Below are 25,497 nucleotides of genomic sequence, written 5' to 3' on the forward strand. Positions count from 1 at the left end.
TGGATAGGTATATAAATTATTCGGATCAATATAGTCCTAAGAATCCTAACATTTACGCTTCATTAAGCCATCCCCAGAGCAAGAGCTTCATCTCGTAATTTTTCAACATCACTAACCGTAGGTCGCCATCCTTCAATCATATTTGTACTTAAAGCATACCAAACACTCTTAAAAACGGATCGGTTTTCAAAAGCTACTCCCATGATTGTCATCTTTTCTTTATCTATATCTAAGGACATATGCTACCTCTTTTAGTTACATTATACCATGTTTCTCTGTAGCTTTTAAATATTTTATTTTGTCTGTAATTTCTAATTTTTCAGCGCATTCATCCTATTTTATAAACCTCAAATCCAAATATAAAACGCATTATTTTCCCTTTTTAACTAATGATACTGAGTAAAAACTTAACTTCAGGAAAAAACGAAGTAAGACTAAGCAAAAATCAAAGAGCAAACTCGAAATACTGATTTTAGACTGAAGATAATACTAGAATGCTAATTAATGTTTTTACAATAAAGAGCTGACGACTTATGTTGCTTTTGATTTCTTAAGAGTATAAAAACCAACAATAAAGTAAACTTTCGAGTGTTTTGAAACGTTGATATAATCGTATTGATTAACGTTTTGAGCAACTGACCTTGTCAGATTGCAGCCACATTTGTAAGCGACTAAAGTCGCAACAACTGTGTCAATTGCACCAATTTAGTAAGAAAGTACAAAAAGAACACCCCGAAAGGTGCTCTTTGTAAGTATAGTAATTCTCTCGAATTAACGTTTACTAAATTGTGATGCTTTACGAGCTTTCTTAAGACCTGGTTTGACAGATAGATATTTCAGTAACTATCAAAATCGTACTATAATAATTCTAAACATACTTTCTATACTTTGATAATTTGAAAAATTTGAATAAGTTTAATTAAATAAGGTAATTTATCTTCCTACGAAACGATGTAAATAGTAGTTTAATATCAGAACACCTTTATCGATTAAATGATTCTCAATTTTCTTTTCCACACAATACCTGGTCATATCCTTTTGGAATAGATTTCAATGGAAAAATAAGAACAACTGATTCATCCTACTGTTCTCCTATTTTATCAAAAATGATACCCGATGTAATATATTTCCATCTTCCATTTTTTAGTTTTTCATTCACCAAAGATTGTCCAGTCAATTGAAGCAAATTCTATATGTAAGTTCTTTCCGGTTTCTAATTGCTCATTCCCACTAAAAATTGAATTTAACTGATTTATAAAAAATATCCCTTTAGTAAGTTCAACCATTTTTATATAGCTTGCCACCCCATATAGATGTGCTATATATTGCTCCTTACTTCCAGTAAAACTGTTTTTATCTAAATGTTCTTCCAAACCAAATTTCTTGATAAAGTAAATCTCTTTTCTTAAATTTCTAGTGACTGACCTCGGTACAGACAATTTTTCATTTACTATAATCCCAGTCACTCTCTTCCTATCACCAGGCTTTAGAAAAATCGTCTTCTCATTATTTAAAGAAAATTGATAACTACGAATTATTTCTTCTACAATACCTTTTATCCAGAATATTTTACTATTCCCAGAGATAGTTATATCATCAGCATATCTCGTGTAAGATAGTCTATATTTTCTACAAAGATTATCTATCCTTTTATCTAGTTCTCGACAAACTAAATTAGCCAAATAGGGACTGGTCGGAGCTCCTTGGGGCAACTGCCCTCGAAATACACAAATATTTGCTAAAGCAGTTGCAACATCCTTATTGTATCCCAGTTCAAAAAATAGACTTCTTACCTTCCGAAAATCAATACTCGGAAAAAAATCTTTGATATCCATTTTAAGGATGTATTTTTTCTTTAGATGAATAGAAGCATTTAAAACGATAGATTTCATAGGCATGAAACCAGTAGCACTGGGATCTGACTGTACTTTATACAAAATATTATCTAAAATCCATCTCTGCATACTCTTTAAAGCAATATTGGGAACATTTAAGACTCTATTCCCTCCATTTCTCTTAGGGATGGTGATTTCTTTATACAATTTATTATGTGAGTATAATACTTTATAAAAAAACTTTTTATTAGTACCAATGTTTTCCCTTAATTCTTCTAGATTACAAAAAACAGGAATGTCAAGCTTTTTTAATTCCTCTAATTGACTCATACTTCCCCTCTTCCCACAAAGTTACTACAACTAACATAACCTTAATTAAACTGTACCAAAAAACACTAAAGAAACTCATTTTTCATAACTAAAAACAAATGTTTTTTGGGTGCAGTTTAATTAAAATTTTCCTGTAGGACAGTAATAGCTGCGGACCCCGCAAAGCGATACTGTCCTAGTGATAATTTTCAATCGAAAATTTCACTCGTTAATTAATTTATTAATTAACGACCGACCTTTAAGAACTTTTTTTCTTAGATTAAGCGACTCGCTTATCAGACACTCTAACTTATAGAGATAAAAAAGGAGGTTCTTTCTGCTCTCCAATCCCCATAAAATCTTTTTTGATTTTTTGGAAATCAACTTTATGGAGTTTAAATTGTTTTAAAAAATCCAATCCTTGTTCAGAAAGTGTGTAGCTGTTATCAATAAGTTCAATCAAATTCTCATCTTGACATTCCTGCATTACACTATCAGTATAACAAATAATTTGCGAAAGTTCAATTTCCACAATATTTGATCTTTGTTTTTTATTATTTTTAACATACAGTAGTACAACAGCTTTTTGCCTAATCTCTTCCGGTATTTTATTATAAGTCATAAACCACTGTAGTTTATTGCGCTCCTTAACCCAATTACTCATAAATTTATAACTTCCCCCATTCTTTTTATCTCTTGGGAATAAGGAACGCCAGCCATTATCTATAAGATTATCATTCCAAAACAACTCTAATGTATTATTAGGGGTATTTCTGTAAGTCGTTAATACCGATTCAGTATCCTCATAACCTAAAGGATTGCAAAAATTTCCAAATGCTTCGATAATACTCTGTTCTTCATAAGAATTAGCAAAGTACTTATCTGATTCCTCATATGACGCTACCTGCCCATTTAAATCTTCTGAACTTAAGAACTCCTTAATAGTATTCTTAGATACTTTTGTAGCATGGATACAATAAATAATGAGTCTAATATCATCACCTATATACTTCTTTATCAATCTTATAAAGTCAATAATCGTTTTACCGGAACCTGTATAATCGTCAATTAAAATCAAATATTTCTTATTACTTAATCTCCTCTTCCATTCAACTTTCAGCCTTTCAGATTCCAATCTATAAAATCTATCGTCATAATGGCTAAATTTCCCATCATTTTTTTCCAAAAACTTAGCCCTTCCATACTCTAGATTTAAAATATCAGTGAATTCATAATAAGCATGATTAGGCAGTTCATTTATATCTATGTATAGATTAAGTATAGCATTAGAACTATTATGTTTATATGTTTCTTTATTCAAAATACTAGAAAAATGACATTCACTAAAATTAATTCCGCTGCATGACAGTTGCTCTACTAAACTTTCATGAAACTTCTTTAATACAGTCAATATTTCAGCTTTGGAATAATATTTATAATTATCTTTGATACAATCCAAAATAATTTGTTTTACTTCCGAACCATCATCTAACTGGGATAAAAAACGACCTAACCGACGTCTAAAACCTTTTATGTATTTTTCTTCATGGTCCTCAATATGATTCCTACTATAGAATTTTTGAACTAGTAGATTGAATTCTTCACTATTACTCAATGGAAAACCTCCATTCGGATTTTAGCGTAATATATTCTATTTTTTTATAAATTAACTAATACATCAACAATTCTATTTTATCATATTTCATGCGCAAACTCGGTTCATTATTTTAAAACTCCTATAAAAATATTATCGTACTCTCCAATATTTCTAACTAGCCTCCCTATCTATTTGATCCCCTTAATTGAATGGTATATATTCCATGTTTGAAACATAACTACTATTAAAAATATCGATGCATATACAGAAGCATTGAAAATACAGTTATAAATAAGTTTTTAACTAAACCATCATTTAGTAACCTTATGAAATGCGTTTTTTGTCATCTGATCTCCAAAGTAGCAATTTAAAACTTTTGAACAAGTAAGGAAAGCGTCGATATACTAAAGAGAGTTTTTAACGAAGAGAAACCCTATCCGAATTTGGATAGGGAGGAAGTGTTTTAAAAGAAATCTGAGCATCAAATCAGTATTCAGACTAATAAATAATAATGTTTGATAGAATAAAAGTAACAAATATATAGTTAGAAAGAAATAATCATGGAAAATTTAGAAGAAATTTATGAAAATCTTTATGACTTTGTTAAAAATTTAGAAATCTTGATTCAAAAAAATATTTTTAATAATCAACAGATAGACGAAATACATTGCTTTGTAAATGAAATAATGACACTCTGCAAATCAAAAAAATTTAACTTAACTTCGACCGACTTAAAATCACTTAGTTCATTAAATGAACTACTAATAAAAACTCCAGATTCAGCTAAGCTTTATTTGATTGAGCAAGTTGAAAATTTCTATACCGATGTTCTTGAACCAACTAAGAATGAATTATATTAAAGAGTCTGGGATATAAGAAACTATTGTCCCAGACTCTAACATTTATTCTGGCCCGAATATATCTAAAAACGTAGGATCATAAATTCGATATTTTCTATCTCGAACAAAAAATTGATAAGGTAATATATAATTTAGAAAGATCTGTTTAATTTCATTAAAGTCAAATAATTTTCTAGGGTGCCTATGCAAATCTAAAAAAAATTCCCATTCTTTATTTTCTTCAAATAATCTTTTAACAGAATCAGGAACTTCCTTATTTAATAATTTTAATAACTGTTCCTTCTTATTAGTAATGATTGATAATGGAATATATGCATATGACTGAACTCCTAACTTATCTCTCATTCCAATATAAATCTTATCCTCGCAGGCAAAGACAGCCTTTCTGTCAAGGTTTTCTCCCTTTTTCTCTTTGAATTCTTTATAATGTTCGTTGATTTTATCAATAACTAAATAAATTTCTTCATCATTATAGTTATAGTAAATGAGAGTATCTATTACCTCATTAATTACACTTGAGATATCTTTATCTTCAATATGTATATGTTTTCGATTACCCGTAGATATATTTCTCCTATTAAAATTGATAATATCAATAATATTAGATTTAAAATCAAATAGATTTTCTATTGGTATCGTCTGTATTTGACTGATCGAGCTTTCAAAATCATCCTTTAATACTCCAAATTCATCTGGCCAATCATTATCTTGAATATACCGTGCAATCTCGGAGTTTTTATTTTCAATTCTTAGAACAGATGTATTATTTGAATTTTTAAGCCAGTTCATTAATTCACTTTCATGAAATTCTTTCATAGCTTCAACCGATTTAAATCTTTCAATCTCCAATTCCAAAGCATTGGGTTTTGGATAAATTAATTCTGAACTTAACGTATTACTTGAATAAACATCAAATTTGTGTCTAAATTCAAAATCTGGCTTTCTATCCTTAAAATATCCCTCAACAACAATTCCAAATAAATCCCAAAGAAAAACACCCTTCTGATTATTCATTCTCGATAATCTTGGAATAGTAATTGAAAAGAATGGATTATAATCCATTGACTTTAGCAAACTTAAACTCTTTTTCTGAACATCATCTAAATCAGTCATATATAACAATAAAACTAATTGTTCAATCAATAATTTAATCGTATTAATTTCTTCTTCTGATATCCTCCATATATAACCAAAATCAAAATCTGAATGCTGATTAGCTCCATCAGTTGCAAAATAAGCAGCAACTTCAGGACTAGTTGTAAAATCAATCAAGTCTGTTTTGTAGCCATAATGTTGAGCAATTGCATAGCACTTTTGAATACTTTCCATATCATTTTTAAAATCTAAAGCTGGATTCTGTAAAAAACATTCTACGAAAAAATCTGTTTTCTCCATTTCCATTTCATCATAACTCACTCGCGAAGCTGATGATTTAATTGGCCAATCATGAATTTGTCCACGATAATAATATTTCTTATTTGATTTTTTTTCATCCTTCTTTAATTTTCTTACCAATGAATTAATATTTTCAAATCTTTTCATGGCAACACTCCCCTTTTCTCTCAAATAAATTAGACGAATATTATGATTTATAATCCTCCATTCCTTGCTCGACTGTGTTTTGTTCACCTGAAAGATAGTCAATACTTACTTCAAAAAAAATGTGCAATGTCATTCAATTTTTCAAGTGATGGTGTTACTTTCCCATTCTCCCATCGAACATAGCTTTGTTGACTAATATTTAATTTCTTCGCTAATTCAGTTTGAGTTAAACCAGCACTTAATCGTAATGATTTCAGTTGTTCCGCAAGATTCATCTTTTTTCCTTAAAATATTTTTAAATTCGTTTACAAAATACTTGTTTACAAAAAAATATCAGACTTTTAAAGTTATTATCTGATCATTGAAAATTAAATAAAAAGTGCGTCTGACAACCAGAGGATTAATTGCCAAAATTACACTAAACTTCGTACCTTTATTGTAAACGTTTTGGAAAGAAACGTCAAGTCTGTTTAATGGCCTGATGGTTGAAGTGAAGATTTAAAACCCTCTTTATTTGTCTCGCACCTAACAGAGCGAGACGGACTAATAGTCACATAAAAAAGACATCCAAGAGAAAATTCTTGAATGTCTGTAAACGTTGATATAATCGTATCGATTAACGTTTTGAGAATTGTGATGCTTTACGAGCTTTCTTAAGACCTGGTTATTTCTACATCATGATATTTATGGTAAATTATCACTAAAATCAAGTAATTTTAAGAGATAAATCCTCAATCTTTACATATATAACCCTTTTAAAAATCGAGAGGTTATCAAAGGGTTATCACTTTTTTAGTTTTCGGAGCTTATGTAATTGAGAAATATGAACTACTGTATCATAAAGATGATGTACAGTTTAGCAACAAATGTACAGTTTCTTCGTGCCAGTGCAATTTCATTTTCTATCCTGAAGATATTTAAATATCCCTAGATGTTATTTTTAAAAAATTGAAAAAAAACAAACAAATAAAATATTATTTCTAAATATTTGAAAATAATGTCTATTTGTATTATACTATCTTTGAGGTAACTATTATGAACTATATTAAAAGACCACATTATTTAGACTTTTTAAGAAGACATCGTGACCGCCAAATCATTAAAGTTGTGAGTGGAGTTAGACGAGCTGGTAAATCTGTTCTCTTTCAACTCTATAAAGAGGAGTTACTAGCAACTGGGGTAGACGAGGATCAGATTATATCCATAAATTTTGAAGATTTGAGTTACTATGAACTGCGACATTTTCAAACATTATTTGCTTATATAAAAGAGCGGTTAGTTGAGGAGAAAACATACTATATCTTTTTAGATGAAATTCAACATGTTGAAAAATTTGAACTGGTAGCAGATAGTCTATTCATTCTACCAAATGTTGACCTCTATTTGACTGGATCCAACGCCTACTTTATGAGTAGCCAATTAGCTACAAACTTGACTGGTCGGTATGTTGAGATAGAGGTTCTTCCTTTGTCATTTGAAGAATACCTATCAGGTCAAGCTCTCTCAAAGAATCTGAATACAACAGAAATTTTTAACAATTATCTCTTTAGTGCCTTCCCTTACTTATTGCAAACATCATCTTACGCTGAAAAAATTGACTATCTAAGAGGAATATATAACTCAATACTGTTAAATGATATTGTCACTAGATTGGGAAATCCAAATCCTACTATTATTGAGCGCATTGTCCGAACCCTTCTCAGTAGTACAGGTAGCTTAATATCAACAAATAAGATTCGCAATACTCTGGTCAGCCAAAATGTTTCAATCTCCCATAATACTTTGGAAAATTATTTGACAACTTTGACAGATAGTTTACTTTTTTATTCCGTTCCACGTTTTGATGTAAAAGGTAGAGCATTATTACAACGCTTAGAAAAATATTATCCCGTTGATTTAGGTTTACGACATCTTTTATTACCAGACCACAAAGAAGATATTGGGCATATCTTGGAAAATATTGTGTATTTGGAATTGAGACGTAGATATTCACAAGTATATGTTGGTAATTTAGATAAATATGAGGTTGATTTTGTTGTTGTAACTGATCTTGGTCACTACGCTTATTATCAAGTCAGTGAAACAACACTTGCTCCAGAAACACTAGAAAGAGAACTTAGACCGCTAGAAGCCATTAAAGATCAATTCCCAAAATATCTATTAACAATGGATACGATTCAGCCAACAGCCAATTACAATGGTATTGAGAAGAAAAATATCATAGATTGGTTACTAGAACAGTAGATAATCATAAATCATACAGCTAACTAGATTTGTAACAGTCTGTTATCAATGATTTTACCCAAATCCTAACAAGATATAAGGAATTTAGAACACTGACACTTGAAGTATAAAATGGAATCTATAACTTCTGAAAACAATATTATTACTCAAGATGATGAACCTCTATAGAATTAATGAAGCTAGGAATTAAACGGAACTATAAAGAAAAAAAGACTGAGTAATCAGGCCTTAAAATCCTAAACACGCATAGTATCAAGTGTTGAAGAAACTTGATATTATGCGTTTTATTATGGAAATATTTCCTTCATTTTCTACTGAAATAGGGTTTGTACTAGCTTATTTTCTCTATAAAACAATAAGGTGAAAATAAGGTAAACTTTGAGGTGAACTTTTTCAAAAAACATAAAAAAAGCACCCATAGGGCAAACCTTTGAGTGCTTTGAAACGTTGATATAATCGTATTGATTAACGTTTTGAGAATTGTGATGCTTTACGAGCTTTCTTAAGACCTGGTTTTTTCTACATCATGATATTTATGGTAAATTATCACTAAAGTTAAGTAATTTTGAGAGATAAATCCTCAATATTTACATATATAACCCTTTTAAAAATCAAAAGGTTATCAAAGGGTTATCACTTTTTAGTTTTCGGAGCTTATGTAGTTGAGAAATCGACTGCTTTTTTAGTTATTAAACTAAATTTCAAGTTGGTATTTACAAAAAATTATTGATACCCCTAAAGCAATATCTACACTATTTTTTTAAGTGAATATTATTAAAGATACTAGCTTTTAAAACAATGAAAGGAATATTTCCTAAACTAGGTATACTTGTTTTATCAAAAATCTCAATTAGAACACCTATAATAGCTCTTAAAACAAATTTTTCAGTAGATTCGTCAATCTGTTTTCCAGTTCTTAATAGAAGTAGATTTCTTTGTATATAATCAATAAAATCTATCATAAAAAAATCATTAATATCATCTAATAAATTAAAATAAGCAATTGCTGTTGGTAGACTGTTGATTATATAAGACTCTTTAGCTAATATATAGTTTATATCAAAATCAGATTTTTTAATTTCATCAAAACAATCTGTGTTATATTTTAAAGTATTTAACACAGATAGCAATATTGAATAGACACTAGAAAGTTCTACTGAATTTACTTCAATTTCAGATTCAAAAAACATGAACAAATTATGTAAAAGCTTATTGAAATTCATTGAGTCTACAATGAATTTAACTTTATTTGAATTCAAAAAAATCTTTTCTCTAATTTCATATGTATTAAAAAAGAAAATTTCAGATAACATCGAATCAATCTGCGAACTAATATTGTTGTAGTCTCCCCATTCTTTAGATGCTGATATATAACTATAATTTCCAATGCCAGGAAATAATGCATTTCCGTTCGATTTTAGGTATTTATAAATCTTTATGCCTCCATTTAGATACCCAAAAAGAATTTCCTCACCAATTATTGTTGTAGCAGTAATATAAAATGAATCTGGTATATTTTTAGAAACAACTTCTCCTGACTTTAAAGATACAATACTAATATAATTTTTCGTAATATCACTAGAATCATAATACTTTATATTCTCTATATATAAATTATCTTCTCGCATTATCAAAATTATACCTTTAGTATCGTTAACCACAAAACTAGGTCTATAATGATCTTTGTATTGTTCTAATTCTTTCTCTTTTTCTTTTTCATTTCTTTTACGTTCTTTTTCACGTTCATTTCGTTCATCATTGTATCTATTTCTTTCATTACTAACAAATACATATACCGTGAAAGAAATAGTTAATGCAGTCGCATAAAAAGCAAAATTTTCAACCAAAACATTGAATACTAACTTCAAAGGTTCTGGAGGGATTGTAGCCCCGTAATAAACGAAGTATCTAACCGTTTTAACTATAATAGGAAAAAAAAATATAAAAGTAATAAATAGGCCAACTCCCCAAGTGTTGAACTTAAAATCATCCTGTCTGTCTGTTATATTTCTCAAAATATTATCTCCTTTTTAAGATATATATGTAGAACGAAAAATATTTTGTAAGATAAAACTGCTATTTAATAAGTAGTTAAATATAAGAGAGAACTCTAATATTTTGATATATTATATTTTAAATACTCTCTAACCTTTTCTCCGTTCCTCAGGAATAAACGCATGAATTATCTTTTCATTTGAATCGCTTTTATTTTTTAAGTTAATATAAATTCTACGCCCTAAAATTAGTGATTCTTTTCTATACTCTTCAATTTCATAATAAACTTCTCTATCAGAATTTCCCTTATCATCTAAAAAATTTTTAACTATCTGTTCAAAATGTAACTGCCCAACAAAAGCTTTGGAATTTCGGTTTGCTTTTGGATCTTGAGGGGTTATATTTCTTTTGTTACCTTTGCTAAAAAAATTCTCTATTTTTTTCAATTTTTCTTGATTTTGAGTATTTTCTTCTAAAGGAACTAAATATTCTTTAAAACATTTTGGAATAAAATGTCCCCTATCTTTACCCTCTACTTTTTTACCCTTTTGTAATTCATAATTATCAAGTGCCTTATCAAAGTAATCTTCGGAAGGATTCTTACTGAGGTAGAGTTTCCAAACTATTGGATCGTCTAAAAAGAATGGTACTGTTTTATTTTTAAATTCAGAAACTCTATTTTTAAATTTATAATATTCTCCTTCATGACTATAATTAAATTCTAATTTATTTTGTTTTTTTTCAAAAAATTCATTCATTTCCTTTATTTCAATCATATCTTGTAGTATTGACTTTATTTCCATTTTTAATTTTATTAAAAAATTTATTATTCACTCTCTATCTTCTATAAACCATTCCATAACTTTATTTTATTAATTACATTATAAATTTGTTTTTCCAAATCTAGAACTAGTAAATCTTCTTTTTCTATTAACTTAGCAATTTCAATTGACTCAGATACCTTATTTCTAACATAATAATTACCTTGCTTTTTATTTTTACTGTTATTATTCAAGAATTCATCAATTTTTTCATATTGTCCTATTTGCTTATCTATCTTATATTTCTTTTTGAATATCTTTCTAGACAAATAGTTTTCAATTTCTTTACCTTTTGTTATCCAAACTATAGCCTGATTGTTATCAAACTCACGTTTTATTCTTTGTTTAGTCCTATTTATTTGTTTTTTTGAATCTGTTTTATCACTATCTATTACAATAATTGCATTGACATTAGCCCTAAATAACTGAATTAATTCAGACGAATCATTAACTTTTCCAGTTAAATGAGAAAGTAGTCTTCCCCCATAGAATAAAATTTGATAATGTATATTCTCTCTTAGAACTCCATTTGAGTATAATTCAATCCATCGATTTATATAGGATCTATCAGATGGACCTTCTACCCAGATAACAGCATTAGATTGTAATATATCACTTGCTCTAACACCTAAATTCACTAAAATATCACTATTTTCGATAAATGAAAGTGCAGAATTAGTCACTACAGTCTGATTCTCTTTTTTTATATGAGTAAGAGTTACATTAGCCTTCCCACTAAACATATTTATCGGTACAGTAGAATGAGTAGTTAAAAATATTAAAGTATCATTCTCTATTGACCATTGATAAAGAAAATCAAATAAATTCCTCTGAATTGCTGGGTGTAAATTGTTCTCTAACTCTTCAAAAATAAATATAAAGTCACTTACCGATTGTTCAAGATTGTAACCTGAAATTCCCCTAGTCTCTAAAAATAGTTTTATCAAAACCAACAAAACCGTCTTTAAACCACTACCAGAACTAGAAATTGGAATTTTACCATTTTCATTCACCAATAAAATTTCCCATTTAGGATCATCATAGTCATTAGTTCCAATTTCTTGGCACATAATTCTCTTAAAATGATTCTCGGGCTTCATAATGCGATTTAAAGCATTTAAGATATCATTTTCAACAACATCATTTGGTAAATTAAGAACATTCAAATATTGTCTCAGTAAATTGGTTGCTCCCGTCCCATCTTCCAAAACATCTATATTTCTACTTTGTATTTCAGGCAATAAATTTCTGTCAGCAGATAATTTAACTACTTTTAATCTTCTAAAATTATAAGACAAAAATCTATCTGCTAAATCTATGAATTTTTCTATCCTCTTATTTCTATTTAATTCCTCTGGCATTATATCTGAAATAGAAAATAATGCTATTTGTTCTTTACCTAGCATCCTGCGAGGTTGGAACTCATATGATATAGATTTCCCAATGTAATTCTTTCCAAATTTCCAATGGTTACCATCTATTGCCCCCCCATAAGAATTTTCATGGAAATGACTTCTTATACTATCTTCATCTAGGGAAAATCCAAAATTAATTCTAGTCTCTTCTGTGATTCCTTCAAATATAGCATCTCCTGACATCAATATTTCTATTGACTGTAACAACGTTGATTTACCTATATTATTTTGTCCTACCAATATATTTAAATTTTTTATTCTATCAAAGCCAACATAAGAATTTCCAATGTGCTTAAAATTTTTTATTTTTAATGATTTAATACGATTCATTAATACCTCGTTCTATAATTAAATTTAAAACTAAAATACATTGATTATTGTGTAAACTTTAAATATAACCACTTTCTAAACATTAGTCAGTAAACTAATACTATAAACTCAACTATATAATTTTAATAGTTTCTTACTATTAACTGTATCCTTTATCATAAAAATACTATCTAGCCCTCTCTCCATAATGCCCCATCAGGAAATAGCAACGCATCAGAAAAATAACTATAAACTCTAATTTCCTTAGGTTTACTATACGTAGAGCCAAATCTAAGCTGCATAAAATACCTTGGTAATTGTTCAAACGGAATTTCATCGTACTGCTTTGTCAAAATATCTTGCTTTAAATCATTGTTCTTCACCTTTTCAAATAGAGTTTTAATTGTTTGTCCTTTTGAAGGAAGAATATCTAGTCTCTGAGTAACTTCATTATATATAACTTCGCCCCAAGCTAAAACAAGATTTGCTTTTCTATCTTCATATGTTTTTCCTGTCCTTGTTAGCATATAATCTAATGCTGCTAAACATCCCGGGTAAGGATCCCCTCTAAATTGAGCATTAACTTTATATATTATTGTTTCTGTCCGTTCGGACCAAATAGTATTATCAAAGTACATCCCTTCTGACTGTATTGGAACTCCTTCTTTAACTCTGGATATATAGTCAATTACAGCACTAGATGGAACCGTTATAGTAGATGATATCGGAGATAAAGGAGTTCTTAAAGATTTCCTAGTATGTATTTTATTATGATACTCCTTTTGCATGAATAGTTTTCTATTACTTACATGATTTTGAGAAATTAAAGTTCCCTTCTTCTTATTTTGAAAAAATTGAATAATCTCATTTACACATTGAAACATTTCATCCATCTCATTATCAATAACAGGAACATCTGAATTTGTTCTTAATCCTTTATTAGCATTATTTATATCGGGTGAAGTCGGATTAGTACTATAATAACTAGGATAGTAATATAACAAAGCTGGTGCCTCTGGAAAAATATTAGATAATTTTTCTAACGCAAAGAATATTAGAGGATTAATTTCATCCCAATTTGAAGATGAATGCTTCTTTCTATAAACTAATGTAGCCTCTGGGTATATATAAATGGTAGGCACTCTATTCTCAACTGCTGCAGCAAGCCTTGCAAATCGTTGAAAAACATTATGTCCTGTACCAGCTTCCCTAGATATTTCTATCGATAAAATCGGTTCCCCGTTCAAATCAATAATTAAATCTGGAGAATCAAGATATTGAATATTTTTTATATGTGTTGGTAGCTTATGAAAAGATTTTGGTTTGCTCGCATCACTTTCTGGTAAATCCTTAAAAGATACATTCTCATGTCTAAGTAAAGTATTATTATATATAAATTTAGAAAAACCGTCTGTACTCCCCCATAAAACAAATTTATCCATTTTTTTCTCCTAAAATTTTTATTATTCCCTTAGCAATATTATAAGCTAACAATGGTGGTACAGCATTACCAGTTTGAACTCTTCCTTGAACAACTCCTCCCACAAAAACAAAGTCATCTGGGAAGCTTTGAATTCTGGCTCTTTCTCTTACCGATAACCCCCTATTTTGATCGGGGTGACCAAATTGAAACTGTGGTCTAATTCCACCGGCTAATTGTGTTGGACTTTGGATATCCCAAGACAATCTAATTCTTTGTTTATACTTTTCATACATAGGTTTACCAGGTATTGTTCTCTTTATTCTATCAATTGTACTCTCAGGATGTTTAGGGGACTTATGATTTTTCAGAGAATTATTAGCCACATTAGCTCTCATTTGTCTTTGATATTTATTTTGAGCTGGTTTCTCATAACATGTAATCTCCTCATCATTCCCTAATTTAGGCAAGTCACTTATGGCATCACGAATAGTTCTATGAGGATTTTCTAATGTTCCAAACAAAGGTTCTGGAAATTGAAATTCATTCTCTATATCATTCCTTATTCCAACAAAAATTAATCTTTTTCTAATTTGTGGAACACCATAATCAGCTGCATTAAGTAATTCTCTTTTTACCTTGTATCCTAAATTACCCGAAGAAGCTAGTGCTTCAGCTATAGCAATTTCAAATTCTCCATTTCCTAACGATCTCATTCCTGATACATTCTCAATTATTACAACTTTGGGATTATACAAATTTATAAATCTGATAACTTCTAGAAATAGGAAATTTCTCTCATCCTCTACATTCCTTTTTAAATTAGCTAACGAAAATCCTTGGCAAGGAACTCCTGCAGCAACTATATCAACGTTAAGATTATCTATTGCTTCACCGTATAACTCATTCGTAATTTTTCTTACATCTCCTAAGATAGTGGAGGTATAGGGATTATTTAACTCGTATGTTTTTAAAGCTTCAGTAAAAATATCAACACCTAAAATAGGTGTAATCATCCCTGTATCAGTCAACCCTTTTGATAAGCCTCCTGCACCACAACAAATATCAACTAAAGTATATTTCTCTTGTGCTTCTCTATTACTTTTTTTATTTAATTTAGGATCTTTATCCCAGTAATAACTACTCTTTTCAGTAAAACTTTTAACTTTTTCTTTGGAAATCATTTATACCCCCCATACATCATCTACTAATTTTTTATAGTTATCTTTAATTTTTATCTTTTCTTCTTTTGGTATTCCAATAAATGTCTTTAATTCTAGGACGTTCAAATTCAAATCCAATTTAATTTTAAAAGATTTTTCATACTCATTCAAATTCTTCTTCAAAAAATCTAATTTTTCAAAATCTTTTGGATAGTATCTATCCTTATTTTCAAAAATCCATAAATCTTTATCCCGCAGCGCAATTATATCTAAGTTTAATTTTGGAAAATTCCTATGTTCAGGTGACAATAACACACCAGTTCCTGACTGAGGATAATCAAATGCTTTAATTTCAAATCCGTTGCTAACAAGATCTTGAATAATTTTTTTCGTTACAAACTCTTCTTTCATACAATTACCTATTCTTAAAATAATTTAGTACAGTATCATTCTATCACTATTCTCAATAAATTACGATTAATAAACAATGTCTATACGTTGTTACTTGTAACAAAAAATCTTTGTGCATATTCTCATTGTAAATTAAACTATAAATAAGACTTATATAACTCTCCAACTCTTAAAAAATGGGTTTGGGGATTCCCCAAAATTCAAATCATCCCAAAAAGTACATACACTTTGTGTATACAAATTTTGGGATGGTTTTGGGAGTGTGTGTATACAGACTCTGAGCTCGCAAAGTCATATTATGATAAATCTTTCCTTCTCGATAAAATAATCCCAAAAATCAATTTGACTGTCATTTGTGTGTACAAATATTTTAAGAAGATATATAAAAAACGCTGCAAAAATTTTAACAGCGTTTCCTTATTTTAAAATTCTCATATGTCTTTCTTTTTTATGGTTAGCATCGTAGTATTCCAGCATCGCATGATACAAACGAGCCTTCGTTTTATCTTGTTGTTTAATCCCATGAAGAAATAATTCTGCTCGCTTTAATTTCAATATGTATTCGCATATCTGATCAAAATCCTTATCCATATTACTTTTGAAAATAAACATCTTTTTCCTCCATCACATCAACTATTTTTTGCATCAAAATAGACATATCCATTTTGTTTTCATAGCTTATTCTCCCAACTACAGTTGCAAGACGGGCTATAGAATTGATATTCTTTCCGACTTGTTCCAACTCTTCTGTTAAAGGAACTAAACCTTCAAAAGAGACTTTTTGGATGTTCAAATCTGTTCGTATTAATTTTTGTCTAGCAAACTCAGAAAAATTACGAATATTTTCCTTCCTCATACAATCATTTAATTTTTTATTTTCTTCTTCCGTCAAAAACACCTGTTTCAACACAGATTTTATTCTCATGGTCCTATCACCTCGTTTTCTTATTTAGTCGTTTTACAAGTTCTTTCACTTGTTTACTTGTCTTCTTTTCATATTCTATCATCAGCTCAACGCAGTAGTGAAATATCCTTACATTATCCAAATCCTCACTTTGTTCTGCTATTCTTTCTAACTGACGTAAGTTATTGATAATTCTTCTAACTTGAAATATAAAGTCATGATAAGATTCAAAATCAAATTGAAGATAAATAGGCGAGCTCTTAAATAACATTTTTCTGGCATAAGAGGAAAAACTTAGATGATTTGTCATTTCAATCAAGTTATTCACTATTTCATTTTGCTCCTCAGTGATGTAACATTTCTTTAGAACAGTCCTATATCTACTCATTTATCATATACTTCTTTCGGGCATTTTCATGGGCAATAGCTTTGCACTCCAGCATACGTTCCTGCTTTAAATTCTCCATAGACTTAAATAAATACGCCAAAGGAGACGTCGCATCCTCAGGAATCCGTTCAATCATGCTAATGACTTCATCACTAGTTACATACCCACTAGCCAAATACTCGCCTATCTTCATCTTCTGAGCATGTGTTAAAGTGTAATTGTTAGGATACAAAAATCTATCATTGTACTTATAAGAAATGGATTCTAACAAAGAATAATATTTGGGTGGAATATAAGTTTCAGGCTTTCTAGAACTATTATCCAGTATATTCTCAATCTCTTTCTTATTCTTACTCTTGTTCTTAATCTCTTGCGTTACATTATCATTTTCATCCGTTACTGTAACGTTACAGTCTAAAACGAGTTGTGGCTCGCCTGTAATTAGTGCTTTTTGTTTTTGTCTATGACGAGCAACACGTTGCCTAGTTTGTTTTCTAATCTTTTCTAGTCCATCTATATTCTGATGTTTCTCCCATTTTGGAATGGTAATAGCGCCATCTATGATTTCTATCATGCCAAATTCTTCAAACATGCTGAGAGCTAATTTTACAGATGTAGCCTTTCGTCTAAACACTGTTGAAAGCATCTCTTCTGTGTAATAAACCTTGTTCCCTAGACTTAATATACCACTATTATTTTGCTTTCCTGCAAGTACCAGAATTTTGAACCATATTACAATAAGGGTATCTCCTTCTGGCATTGATTCTATTAATTGAATTTTTTCATCATCAAATATATCTGTTGTTATCTTGATCCACTGAACACCATTCATGCGAGTACCTATCTTTCATATTGCTTCAACCATCTTGTTACTGCTCTTTTATCGTATAAAGTCACTCCATCAATCACCATGGTTGGCATTCCTTCTTTCGTCCATTTTTGAATTGTAGTCGTAGATACGTCTAACCACCTAGATAGACCTGACATACGAACCATAGGTTTATAAAGTTCTTTATCTTCAAATACTCTTGCCACAGCATTTGAAATCATCTCATCATAGTGAGCACGTAATTGCTTCTCTAATTCTTTAGGAAGCTGGACAACTAAAGTAGTTTCCGACATAAATTAACACCTCATTTCTAAATTAAATAAGCTCCGAAACCATTTAATTTGTTATTCATTTTGAATTATATATCCTTTTTGAATTTTTGTCAAGCTTTTTTATTCAAAAAGAATAAAATGTGTTATAATGATAAAAAGGAGGTTCTTATGACCAATCATATTACTAAACTAATAGAAGATAGCGGAAAAAAGTTGACAGAAATTAGCGAAGCTACAGATATAGCCTATCCTACACTTTCTGGATACAATCAGGGGATCCGCAAACCTAAAAAAGATAATGCGGAAAAATTAGCAAAATACTTTAATGTTTCCGTCGCTTACATTATGGGACTTGATAGCAACCCACACGCTCCATCAAATCTTAAAATTGTTACAGATAGTTTCAAAACATCTAAAATTGGTTCTGTGACACCTTTTAAAAGCGATATGGAGAAGTTAAAGAAAAGTATCGAATTTGGCGAAAGGGCATTAACACTACCACTTGATGATAGTTTTTCAGATGAATTTCGTCATATATTCTCAGAATACCTAGCTGATAAAAACAAACGTTTTATGTCTGAGTTTATAGACTATATGAATCACCAAAATAAAGATTCTAAAGTTTGGCAGAGCTGGATTAAAACAGACGAATACGCTATCCGCCAAGAAGATAGAAAAAATAGATAGACAGTCATTTCTCAATTACATAAGCTCCGAAAACTTAGATACGGAGAAAAAATGTCTATACATAAATACAAAACAAAAAAAGGAATCCTTTACTATGTCAGCTTTTACATTGGCTTAGATGCTTATGGAAAGAAAAAAAGGCACTTAAAGAGAGGATTCAAAACCAAAAAAGAGGCAAAATTGTACGAAGCTCGTTTAGAAGCTGGTGTCGTTGCCCCCACAGTAAATACCGACAAACCTAACCCCAAAATCACTTATAAAGAACTTTATCAAGAATGGTTTAAGGCCTATGTTGGTACCGTTGAAGAAACAACTTCTTCTCAAACAAAGAATATCTATCGAATACATATTCTACCAGTATTTGGCTATAAATTTATTGATCAAATTAGTCCTTTAGACTGTCAAAATTTTATTACACAAAAATCTCAGACTTTCAAAAATATCAAACAGATAAAATCCTATACCTCAAAAATTTTTGATTTTGCAATCAACATGAACTACATTGATCGAAACCCAATGAAGAATGTTATCATACCTAAAATCAAAAAGACAAGATCAGATAATTTTTGGTCACTGGAGGAATTGCATCATTTCCTTGATATAGTGAAAGAAACTGAGCCATTTAAACATTTTGCTCTATTTAGACTTCTTGCATTTAGTGGACTACGAAAAGGGGAGTTATACGCTTTAAAATGGGCTGATATTAGCTTTGACAGCAATCTATTGAACATAGATAAAAGTCTAGGAAGAATTGATGGTAAAGCGATTGAAAAGAGCACAAAGAATGAATCTTCAGTTCGTACAATCTATCTTGATGATGAGACAATCGATATTATTAAGCAATGGAAAAATTTCTATCTGAAAGAACAATCTCAGTTTCCTCTTACAAAGCTGAATATTAGTAACGAATATATGTTCTCTTACATATCAAGTAATGACAAAATTGAACCTTTGCATGCTGATTACATTAATAACGTACTGAATCGAATTATTAAAAAGCATAAATTAAAACCAATTAGCCCACATGGGTTTAGACATACACATGCAACACTTATGTCTGAAATTGGAATCGATCCTTCTAATACATCAAAACGTCTCGGTCATGCAAGCAGTCAGATGACATTAGATGTCTATACTCACACCACGAAAACTGGTGAGAAAAACTCTATTGACAAATTTGCAGATTATCTCAATAAAGCAAAATAGAATTATGATTTTTAAAATTTTGAAGAGGTTATCAGAAGGTTATCACAAAGCTATTCTAGCTCAAAAATCGACAAAAAAGCACTTTGCAAAATCTTTGCAAAGTGCTTTGAAACGTTGATATAATCGTATTGATTAACGTTTTGAGAATTGTGATGCTTTACGAGCTTTCTTAAGACCTGGTTTCTTACGTTCAACTTTACGTGAGTCACGTGTAAGAAGTCCTGCGCGTTTCAATGAATCGCGGAAGTCTGGGTCTACTTGAAGAAGGGCACGAGCGATACCATGACGGATAGCTCCTGATTGACCAGCGTATCCACCACCTACAACGTTAACGAAAACGTCGTATGAACCTGCAGTTGAAGTAACTGCGAATGGTTGGTTGATTACAAGACGAAGGTCAGCGTGTGGGATGTACTCTTCAACATCTTTTTTGTTAACAGTGATTTTACCAGTTCCTGGAACAAGGCGAACGCGTGCAACAGCGTTTTTACGACGTCCAGTACCTGCATATTGTGCTTGTGACATACTTTATTGTTCCTTTCCTTAGATAAGTCCTGAAATATCAAGAACTTCTGGTTGTTGTGCAGCGTGAGTGTGCTCAGCTCCAACAAATACTTTCAACTTCATACCTTGAGCGCGTCCAAGAGTATTGTGTGGAAGCATACCTTTAACTGATTTCTCGATCAAACGTACTGCATTTTTAGAACGAAGTTCACCTGCAGAGATTTGTTTCAATCCACCTGGGTGGTTTGAGTGAGTGTAGTAGATTTTATCAGTTGCTTTTTTACCAGTTAATTTAACTTTTTCAGCATTGATAACAATCACAAAGTCACCTGTATCAGTGTGTGGTGTAAATGTTGGTTTGTTTTTTCCGCGAAGTACGCTAGCAACTACTGCAGAAAGACGTCCAAGTGGTACATCAGTTGCGTCAACTACGTACCATTTACGTTCAACTTGGCCTGGTTTAGCCATAAATGTTGTTTTGTTCATGATTTCTCCTATATATAGTTCGATTTTTGTTTACGGTGATGGGTGTTCCTTCCCATCGAAAAGTATTTGGAAGGTTCCGGGGCCTTTCAAATGGGGTAAACAATACCGCCTACTATAATACCAAATTTCACCCCTAAAAGTCAATAGATATGAAAAATATTTTTCTAAATTCCACTCTTTTTGTCTCTAAAAAACCTCGCTTTCGCGAGGCTCTTCTATTTATAAGATAAGGCACGTCTAAAGGTTTTCCAAATCCCTAAATCATCCGTTTGAAGGACTAGGCTGGCATACATGCGTCCGATAAATCCTGTTGCTGTTACTGCAAAAGCAATCGTAATCGCAAGTGAAATCCATGCTTCTACTCCCCCTGCATAGCCATTAATGGTTCTAAATGGCATAAAGAAGGTCGAAATAAAGGGAATATAAGAACCAATCTTCAAGATGAGATTGTCACCAGCTGCACCTAGAGCTGTCACTCCAAAAAAACCACCCATAATCAAAATCATCAAAGGCGACAGGGCTTTCCCTGAGTCCTCAGGACGAGAAACCATAGATCCTAGAAAGGCTGCCAAGACTACATACATAAAGAGACTGACCAAAATAAAGAACAATGTATTCAGTGAGAAAGCATCTCCCAAGTGATCCAAAACACCAGACTGAGCCAAGAATGGCAAATCTTTAAAGAGCAAAATGGCTGCCAGACCACCTACAACATAAATCCCGATATGCGTTAAAATCACCAGAAACAGAGCCATCATACGCGCATAGAAATAGTGACTAGCCCTTATGCTAGAAAAGACGACTTCCATAATTTTGGTGCCTTTTTCACTAGCAACTTCCTGAGCTGTTACACCCGCATAGGTAATCAGGATCATATAAAGAAAGAATCCTAAGGCGCCTGCTGCCATTGTTTGAATAAACTTTTTATTTTCCTTGGCTTCATCAATCTTTTCTGTGAATTGAATTGTCTGCGCTAAGCGTTTTTCCTGCTCTTGAGACAAGGAGGCCGTTGAACGATTAAGTTGATTTTGCAATTCATTGAGTGTACCTGTAACTGCAAATTTAATTCCATTTTCAAGCGATGTTTCGCCATGATAAACTGCCTTTAGAACACTATCTTCTTGATCAATAGTCAAATAGCCTTTTAATTTTTCATCTTTAATCGCTTCTTTTGCACTTGCTTCGTCTTTATAGTCAAAGTTAACACCATTTACATTCTTCAGTCCTTCTGCTACAGACGGCACTGTTGTCACTACTGCCACTTTATCATTTTTAGCCATTGAGGAGCCTTGGAGATAGGCAATTCCTACAGAGATTCCTAAAAAGAGGAACGGCGAAATCACCATAAAGAAGAAACTCCACGATTTGACATGTCGAAGATAGGTTTCCTTGATTACAACCCACATATTTCTCATACTTCCACCCCTGATTCTAGTTTAAAGATTTCATCGATTGTTGGCGCTTGCTGGTCAAAGGTTGCGATATATTGCCCCTGAGTCAAGATTGGGAAGAGTTCTCTTCCGGCACTCTCGTCCTCCAAGATCAATTTCCAACTGCCTTGTTTGGTCAAGCTCACCTGCTTGACATGAGGAAGGTTTTCCAATTCTTCCTTACTTCGCTCACTTGAAACAAAGAGACGCGTTTTCCCGTATTGATTGCGGACATCCTGAACTGGTCCATGCAAGACCACACGGCCATCTCGGATCATGAGAATATCGTCACAAAGCTCCTCGACGTTGGTCATGACATGATCAGAAAAGATAATGGTTGCTCCACGCTCTTTTTCCTGAAAAATGACTTGCTTGAGCAATTCAGTATTAACTGGGTCCAAGCCACTGAAAGGCTCATCCAAGATAATCAAGTCTGGTTCATGAATCAGAGTAATGATGAGCTGAATCTTCTGCTGATTTCCTTTTGACAGACTCTTGATTTTATCTGTCAGCTTCCCTTTCACTTCCAACCTCTTCATCCATTGAGGGAGTTTTTCCTTGACCTCCTTGGCATCCATGCCTTTTAGAGTCGCCAAGTAGCGAACTTGTTCAAGAACTGTCAATTTAGGCATGAGACTGCGTTCTTCAGGAAGATAGCCAATCCGAGCGTAGGTCTCCTGACGAATATCCTGACCATCTAGACTGATTTCTCCTTGGTATTCTAAAAACTTCAAAATACTGTGGAAAATCGTTGTTTTCCCAGCACCGTTTTTCCCGACTAATCCCAAAATACGACCTGGTCGCGCTTGAAAGTCAATACCAAACAAAACTTGCTTGGATCCAAAACTTTTCTCTAGACTTCTTACTTCTAGCATCTTTCACCTCCGAAATGTCTTGCACTCATTATACTCCTTTTTGATAGCCTTTACAATGGTTTCTGTCCTTTTTTATAAGACTATTGCTGTGTAAAATATGGCCTGGAGCACTTTTATACTCAATGAAAATCAAAGAGCAAACTAGGAAGCTAGCCGTAGGCTGTACTTGAGTACGGCAAGGCGAAGCTGACGTGGTTTGAATTTGATTTTCGAAGAGTATTAGTGATAAATCCATTATACAGTAGCAAACTCGATTTATCACTTCCGCTCCTCAACTGTCTATTTTTGATCCTGAATTGTTATGTGAGCAACTCCTTTATTCCAAATAGCTTTTCCCTAAAAATCATTACATCATATGTTATCATTTGTCAAAAATAAAAATCCTATTTATTTACTTTGACATAAAACATCATCAAATAGCAACTATTATCAATTAAAACATTACTTAACAACTATCGTCCTCTATATGACTACCATCTTTGAAGAATTACCTATCTCTATATGAATAGTCATCCCTAAACCTAAAAATTTTTTGAAATTGAGTTGGCCTAAACCTCTCATTACCTCATGAAATTCCATGAAATTTAGGATTTAGATTCACTACTCAATTTACCTGTATCAAAAATCTCCTAGCAGGCTTTCCTGCTAGGAGATTTTCTTGTGAGAGGTACTTGTTTAAGCTTTGAAAATCGGACTTATCATCTGATAATTATCAAATAATCTACCAATTAAGCTTCTTCGTCTTCTTTACGACGACGGCCTGCAAGACCGAGACCAAGTAATGCACTTGCAGCTGCTGCTACCATAGCTACAGTAGAATTTACTGTACCTGTATTTGGCAATTCTTTAGCCGCTTTACGCGCATTTGCTTGTGCTGATACTGTTTGGCTAGCATTAGCTGCTGCTTGAGTAGTAGCTGGAGCTACAGCTGGTGTTTGAGCAGATTGATCGTTAGCTGTATTTGCATGATTCGTTGATGGAGCAACTTTCGCCATGAAGTCTTCGATACGTTTAACCATTGCATCCACTTCTGCTTGACTTGCGTCTGCATTAGCAAATACTTTCTTAGCATCTGCTGATAATGCATTCGCTTCTTTTGCAGTTTCTGCATCAAGCTTAGCTGATTCTTTAATGATCAATTCATCTAATTGATGGATAGCACCTTCTAACTTAGCTTTATTAACTTTGGCTTCAGTGTTATTAGCTCCGTTATTTGCTCCATTTCCTTCATTTCCATGATTTTGTGAAACAATAACTTCAACAGGTACGTTAATTTCTTCTACGCTTCCATCTGCTAATTTAACTGTTACTTTAGCCATCACTGTACCTAATGCTGATGTTGTAGGTTTTTCAACCTTAACAATTTCTACACCGCTTGGTAAGTTTAGTTTTGATAAAACATCTTTATCCGTTAAAGATTCACCTTGCTTAACAGTTACAGAACCATTTACAAACAATTTTGATAAATCATATTCTTCTTGCTCACGAATAACTGCTGAAATACGGTAAACAAAGTTACGAATCGCTTGGTCTACATCTGCTTCTGTGGCTGCTTTTTGAATCGCTTCAATTGCTTCCTTAGCTTTGTTGACTACTTGTGCTTTTGCCGCTGCTTTTTCTGCTTCTGTTAAATCAGTTGCATTTTCAAGTTCAGCTAATTTCTTAGCTAATTCAGCTTCTACTTCTGCTTTGGCTTTAGCCTTGTAATCTGTTGTTGCTGGTGCTACTTTAGCGATTTCTGCTTTTCCTGCTTCTTTCGCTGCTTCTACTTCTGCTTCCGTTGTAGCTTTTTCTATTGCTTCGATTGCTTTCTTAGCTTCAGCTGCTACTTGTGCTTTTGCCGCTGCTTTTTCTGCATCTGAAAGTTTGTCGTTGGCATCGATCGCTGCTTCTTTGGCTTTTGCTGCTTTTTCGATTTCCGCTTTCGCTGCTGATTTTCCTACTTCTACCGCTGGTGCTGGTGTTACTTTAGCGATTTCTGCTTTTCCTTCAGCC

24 protein-coding genes are annotated in these 25,497 nt (G+C 31.8%); 4 read left to right on the forward strand and 20 right to left on the reverse strand.

Annotated elements, in window-relative coordinates:
• Positions 1 to 62 precede the first annotated feature (62 nt).
• From O3650_RS03430 to O3650_RS03440, 3 genes are all read right to left on the reverse strand, one after another.
• Entirely contained in the window at positions 63 to 239 is a 177-nt protein-coding gene (locus O3650_RS03430) for a hypothetical protein (RefSeq protein WP_000050754.1), read from the reverse strand.
• 912 nt (positions 240 to 1,151) lie between these two features.
• On the reverse strand, positions 1,152 to 2,165 hold the full coding sequence (locus O3650_RS03435; RefSeq protein ID WP_101776559.1) for a retron St85 family RNA-directed DNA polymerase: 1,014 nt from the start codon (positions 2,163 to 2,165) through the stop codon (positions 1,152 to 1,154).
• 289 nt (positions 2,166 to 2,454) lie between these two features.
• Positions 2,455 to 3,759 (reverse strand): hypothetical protein, encoded by a 1,305-nt coding sequence (locus tag O3650_RS03440; protein ID WP_060805651.1) that lies wholly within the window; start codon positions 3,757 to 3,759, stop codon positions 2,455 to 2,457.
• A 542-nt stretch (positions 3,760 to 4,301) separates the two neighbouring features.
• Between O3650_RS03440 and O3650_RS03445 the strand changes: the two genes are divergently transcribed.
• Complete coding sequence (locus O3650_RS03445; RefSeq protein WP_060805652.1) at positions 4,302 to 4,601, forward strand: hypothetical protein; 300 nt, start codon at positions 4,302 to 4,304, stop codon at positions 4,599 to 4,601.
• A 42-nt stretch (positions 4,602 to 4,643) separates the two neighbouring features.
• On the opposite strand, the gene O3650_RS03450 is transcribed toward O3650_RS03445, so the two are convergent.
• Entirely contained in the window at positions 4,644 to 6,143 is a 1,500-nt protein-coding gene (locus O3650_RS03450) for an FRG domain-containing protein (protein ID WP_060805653.1), read from the reverse strand.
• A gap of 110 nt (positions 6,144 to 6,253) precedes the next feature.
• A complete protein-coding gene (locus tag O3650_RS03455; protein ID WP_230955064.1) occupies positions 6,254 to 6,418 on the reverse strand; it encodes a helix-turn-helix transcriptional regulator in 165 nt (54 codons plus the stop codon).
• A 760-nt stretch (positions 6,419 to 7,178) separates the two neighbouring features.
• On the opposite strand from O3650_RS03455, the gene O3650_RS03460 reads away from it, so the two are divergent.
• Positions 7,179 to 8,387 (forward strand): ATP-binding protein, encoded by a 1,209-nt coding sequence (locus O3650_RS03460; protein ID WP_060805654.1) that lies wholly within the window; start codon positions 7,179 to 7,181, stop codon positions 8,385 to 8,387.
• Positions 8,388 to 9,139: 752 nt separating this feature from the next.
• On the opposite strand, the gene O3650_RS03465 is transcribed toward O3650_RS03460, so the two are convergent.
• From O3650_RS03465 to O3650_RS03510, 10 genes are all read right to left on the reverse strand, one after another.
• Positions 9,140 to 10,402, reverse strand: coding sequence for a hypothetical protein (locus tag O3650_RS03465; protein ID WP_238095646.1), 1,263 nt, complete (start codon positions 10,400 to 10,402; stop codon positions 9,140 to 9,142).
• A 129-nt stretch (positions 10,403 to 10,531) separates the two neighbouring features.
• A complete protein-coding gene (locus tag O3650_RS03470; RefSeq protein WP_238095644.1) occupies positions 10,532 to 11,158 on the reverse strand; it encodes a hypothetical protein in 627 nt (208 codons plus the stop codon).
• A gap of 68 nt (positions 11,159 to 11,226) precedes the next feature.
• Positions 11,227 to 12,948, reverse strand: coding sequence for an ATP-dependent endonuclease (locus O3650_RS03475; RefSeq protein ID WP_225742249.1), 1,722 nt, complete (start codon positions 12,946 to 12,948; stop codon positions 11,227 to 11,229).
• A gap of 170 nt (positions 12,949 to 13,118) precedes the next feature.
• Complete coding sequence (locus tag O3650_RS03480) at positions 13,119 to 14,369, reverse strand: hypothetical protein (protein ID WP_225742250.1); 1,251 nt, start codon at positions 14,367 to 14,369, stop codon at positions 13,119 to 13,121.
• Entirely contained in the window at positions 14,362 to 15,531 is a 1,170-nt protein-coding gene (locus O3650_RS03485) for a DNA cytosine methyltransferase (RefSeq protein WP_153210136.1), read from the reverse strand. Before O3650_RS03485 ends, O3650_RS03480 begins: the two co-directional genes overlap by 8 nt.
• Positions 15,532 to 15,921 (reverse strand): hypothetical protein, encoded by a 390-nt coding sequence (locus O3650_RS03490; RefSeq protein ID WP_153210137.1) that lies wholly within the window; start codon positions 15,919 to 15,921, stop codon positions 15,532 to 15,534. It abuts the gene before it with no gap.
• A 417-nt stretch (positions 15,922 to 16,338) separates the two neighbouring features.
• Positions 16,339 to 16,533: a hypothetical protein gene (locus O3650_RS03495; protein ID WP_000469564.1), complete on the reverse strand. Its 195-nt coding sequence runs from the start codon at positions 16,531 to 16,533 to the stop codon at positions 16,339 to 16,341.
• Positions 16,514 to 16,846: a hypothetical protein gene (locus O3650_RS03500; RefSeq protein WP_001220782.1), complete on the reverse strand. Its 333-nt coding sequence runs from the start codon at positions 16,844 to 16,846 to the stop codon at positions 16,514 to 16,516. Before O3650_RS03500 ends, O3650_RS03495 begins: the two co-directional genes overlap by 20 nt.
• A gap of 359 nt (positions 16,847 to 17,205) precedes the next feature.
• The gene (locus tag O3650_RS03505) at positions 17,206 to 18,045 is read right to left on the reverse strand and encodes a phage replisome organizer N-terminal domain-containing protein (RefSeq protein ID WP_371491609.1); all 840 of its coding nucleotides are present in this window, start codon (positions 18,043 to 18,045) and stop codon (positions 17,206 to 17,208) included.
• A gap of 8 nt (positions 18,046 to 18,053) precedes the next feature.
• Positions 18,054 to 18,335 (reverse strand): hypothetical protein, encoded by a 282-nt coding sequence (locus O3650_RS03510; RefSeq protein WP_000005472.1) that lies wholly within the window; start codon positions 18,333 to 18,335, stop codon positions 18,054 to 18,056.
• Positions 18,336 to 18,482: 147 nt separating this feature from the next.
• Here O3650_RS03510 and O3650_RS03515 point away from each other — a divergent pair, with 147 nt between their 5' ends.
• A complete protein-coding gene (locus O3650_RS03515; RefSeq protein ID WP_261066375.1) occupies positions 18,483 to 19,001 on the forward strand; it encodes a helix-turn-helix transcriptional regulator in 519 nt (172 codons plus the stop codon).
• A gap of 51 nt (positions 19,002 to 19,052) precedes the next feature.
• Positions 19,053 to 20,207 carry a site-specific integrase gene (locus tag O3650_RS03520; RefSeq protein WP_261084433.1) on the forward strand — a complete coding sequence of 385 codons (1,155 nt, stop codon included), beginning with the start codon at positions 19,053 to 19,055 and terminating at the stop codon, positions 20,205 to 20,207.
• A gap of 132 nt (positions 20,208 to 20,339) precedes the next feature.
• On the opposite strand, the gene rpsI is transcribed toward O3650_RS03520, so the two are convergent.
• From rpsI to O3650_RS03545, 5 genes are all read right to left on the reverse strand, one after another.
• Complete coding sequence (gene rpsI, locus O3650_RS03525; RefSeq protein ID WP_000075964.1) at positions 20,340 to 20,732, reverse strand: 30S ribosomal protein S9; 393 nt, start codon at positions 20,730 to 20,732, stop codon at positions 20,340 to 20,342.
• Positions 20,733 to 20,750: 18 nt separating this feature from the next.
• A complete protein-coding gene (rplM, locus tag O3650_RS03530; protein WP_001044624.1) occupies positions 20,751 to 21,197 on the reverse strand; it encodes a 50S ribosomal protein L13 in 447 nt (148 codons plus the stop codon).
• A 215-nt stretch (positions 21,198 to 21,412) separates the two neighbouring features.
• The gene (locus tag O3650_RS03535; protein WP_023945321.1) at positions 21,413 to 22,612 is read right to left on the reverse strand and encodes an ABC transporter permease; all 1,200 of its coding nucleotides are present in this window, start codon (positions 22,610 to 22,612) and stop codon (positions 21,413 to 21,415) included.
• Complete coding sequence (locus tag O3650_RS03540) at positions 22,609 to 23,502, reverse strand: ABC transporter ATP-binding protein (RefSeq protein WP_000895303.1); 894 nt, start codon at positions 23,500 to 23,502, stop codon at positions 22,609 to 22,611. The genes O3650_RS03535 and O3650_RS03540 overlap by 4 nt, the downstream gene beginning before the upstream one ends.
• A 728-nt stretch (positions 23,503 to 24,230) precedes the next feature.
• Positions 24,231 to 25,497 (reverse strand): DUF1542 domain-containing protein (locus O3650_RS03545; protein ID WP_371491613.1); only part of this gene is annotated, 1,267 nt, incomplete at its 5' end.

Origin of the sequence: Streptococcus sp. 20925_1_24, from assembly GCF_041432335.1 — a bacterium.
Taxonomy (GTDB): Bacteria; Bacillota; Bacilli; order Lactobacillales; family Streptococcaceae; genus Streptococcus; species Streptococcus mitis_BM.

Coding starts and splice junctions, on each gene's coding strand:
- O3650_RS03460 (WP_060805654.1), top strand. CDS start 7,179: ATGAACTATATTAAAAGACCACATTATTTAGACTTTTTAAGAAGACAT.
- O3650_RS03485 (WP_153210136.1), bottom strand. CDS start 15,531: ATGATTTCCAAAGAAAAAGTTAAAAGTTTTACTGAAAAGAGTAGTTAT.
- O3650_RS03500 (WP_001220782.1), bottom strand. CDS start 16,846: ATGAGAATAAAATCTGTGTTGAAACAGGTGTTTTTGACGGAAGAAGAA.
- O3650_RS03515 (WP_261066375.1), top strand. CDS start 18,483: ATGACCAATCATATTACTAAACTAATAGAAGATAGCGGAAAAAAGTTG.
- O3650_RS03455 (WP_230955064.1), bottom strand. CDS start 6,418: ATGAATCTTGCGGAACAACTGAAATCATTACGATTAAGTGCTGGTTTA.
- rplM (WP_001044624.1), bottom strand. CDS start 21,197: ATGAACAAAACAACATTTATGGCTAAACCAGGCCAAGTTGAACGTAAA.
- O3650_RS03520 (WP_261084433.1), top strand. CDS start 19,053: ATGTCTATACATAAATACAAAACAAAAAAAGGAATCCTTTACTATGTC.
- O3650_RS03495 (WP_000469564.1), bottom strand. CDS start 16,533: ATGTTTATTTTCAAAAGTAATATGGATAAGGATTTTGATCAGATATGC.
- O3650_RS03535 (WP_023945321.1), bottom strand. CDS start 22,612: ATGAGAAATATGTGGGTTGTAATCAAGGAAACCTATCTTCGACATGTC.
- O3650_RS03540 (WP_000895303.1), bottom strand. CDS start 23,502: ATGCTAGAAGTAAGAAGTCTAGAGAAAAGTTTTGGATCCAAGCAAGTT.
- O3650_RS03475 (WP_225742249.1), bottom strand. CDS start 12,948: ATGAATCGTATTAAATCATTAAAAATAAAAAATTTTAAGCACATTGGA.
- O3650_RS03480 (WP_225742250.1), bottom strand. CDS start 14,369: ATGGATAAATTTGTTTTATGGGGGAGTACAGACGGTTTTTCTAAATTT.
- O3650_RS03450 (WP_060805653.1), bottom strand. CDS start 6,143: ATGAAAAGATTTGAAAATATTAATTCATTGGTAAGAAAATTAAAGAAG.
- O3650_RS03445 (WP_060805652.1), top strand. CDS start 4,302: ATGGAAAATTTAGAAGAAATTTATGAAAATCTTTATGACTTTGTTAAA.
- O3650_RS03430 (WP_000050754.1), bottom strand. CDS start 239: ATGTCCTTAGATATAGATAAAGAAAAGATGACAATCATGGGAGTAGCT.
- O3650_RS03505 (WP_371491609.1), bottom strand. CDS start 18,045: ATGAATGGTGTTCAGTGGATCAAGATAACAACAGATATATTTGATGAT.
- O3650_RS03490 (WP_153210137.1), bottom strand. CDS start 15,921: ATGAAAGAAGAGTTTGTAACGAAAAAAATTATTCAAGATCTTGTTAGC.
- O3650_RS03470 (WP_238095644.1), bottom strand. CDS start 11,158: ATGATTGAAATAAAGGAAATGAATGAATTTTTTGAAAAAAAACAAAAT.
- O3650_RS03435 (WP_101776559.1), bottom strand. CDS start 2,165: ATGAGTCAATTAGAGGAATTAAAAAAGCTTGACATTCCTGTTTTTTGT.
- rpsI (WP_000075964.1), bottom strand. CDS start 20,732: ATGTCACAAGCACAATATGCAGGTACTGGACGTCGTAAAAACGCTGTT.
- O3650_RS03510 (WP_000005472.1), bottom strand. CDS start 18,335: ATGTCGGAAACTACTTTAGTTGTCCAGCTTCCTAAAGAATTAGAGAAG.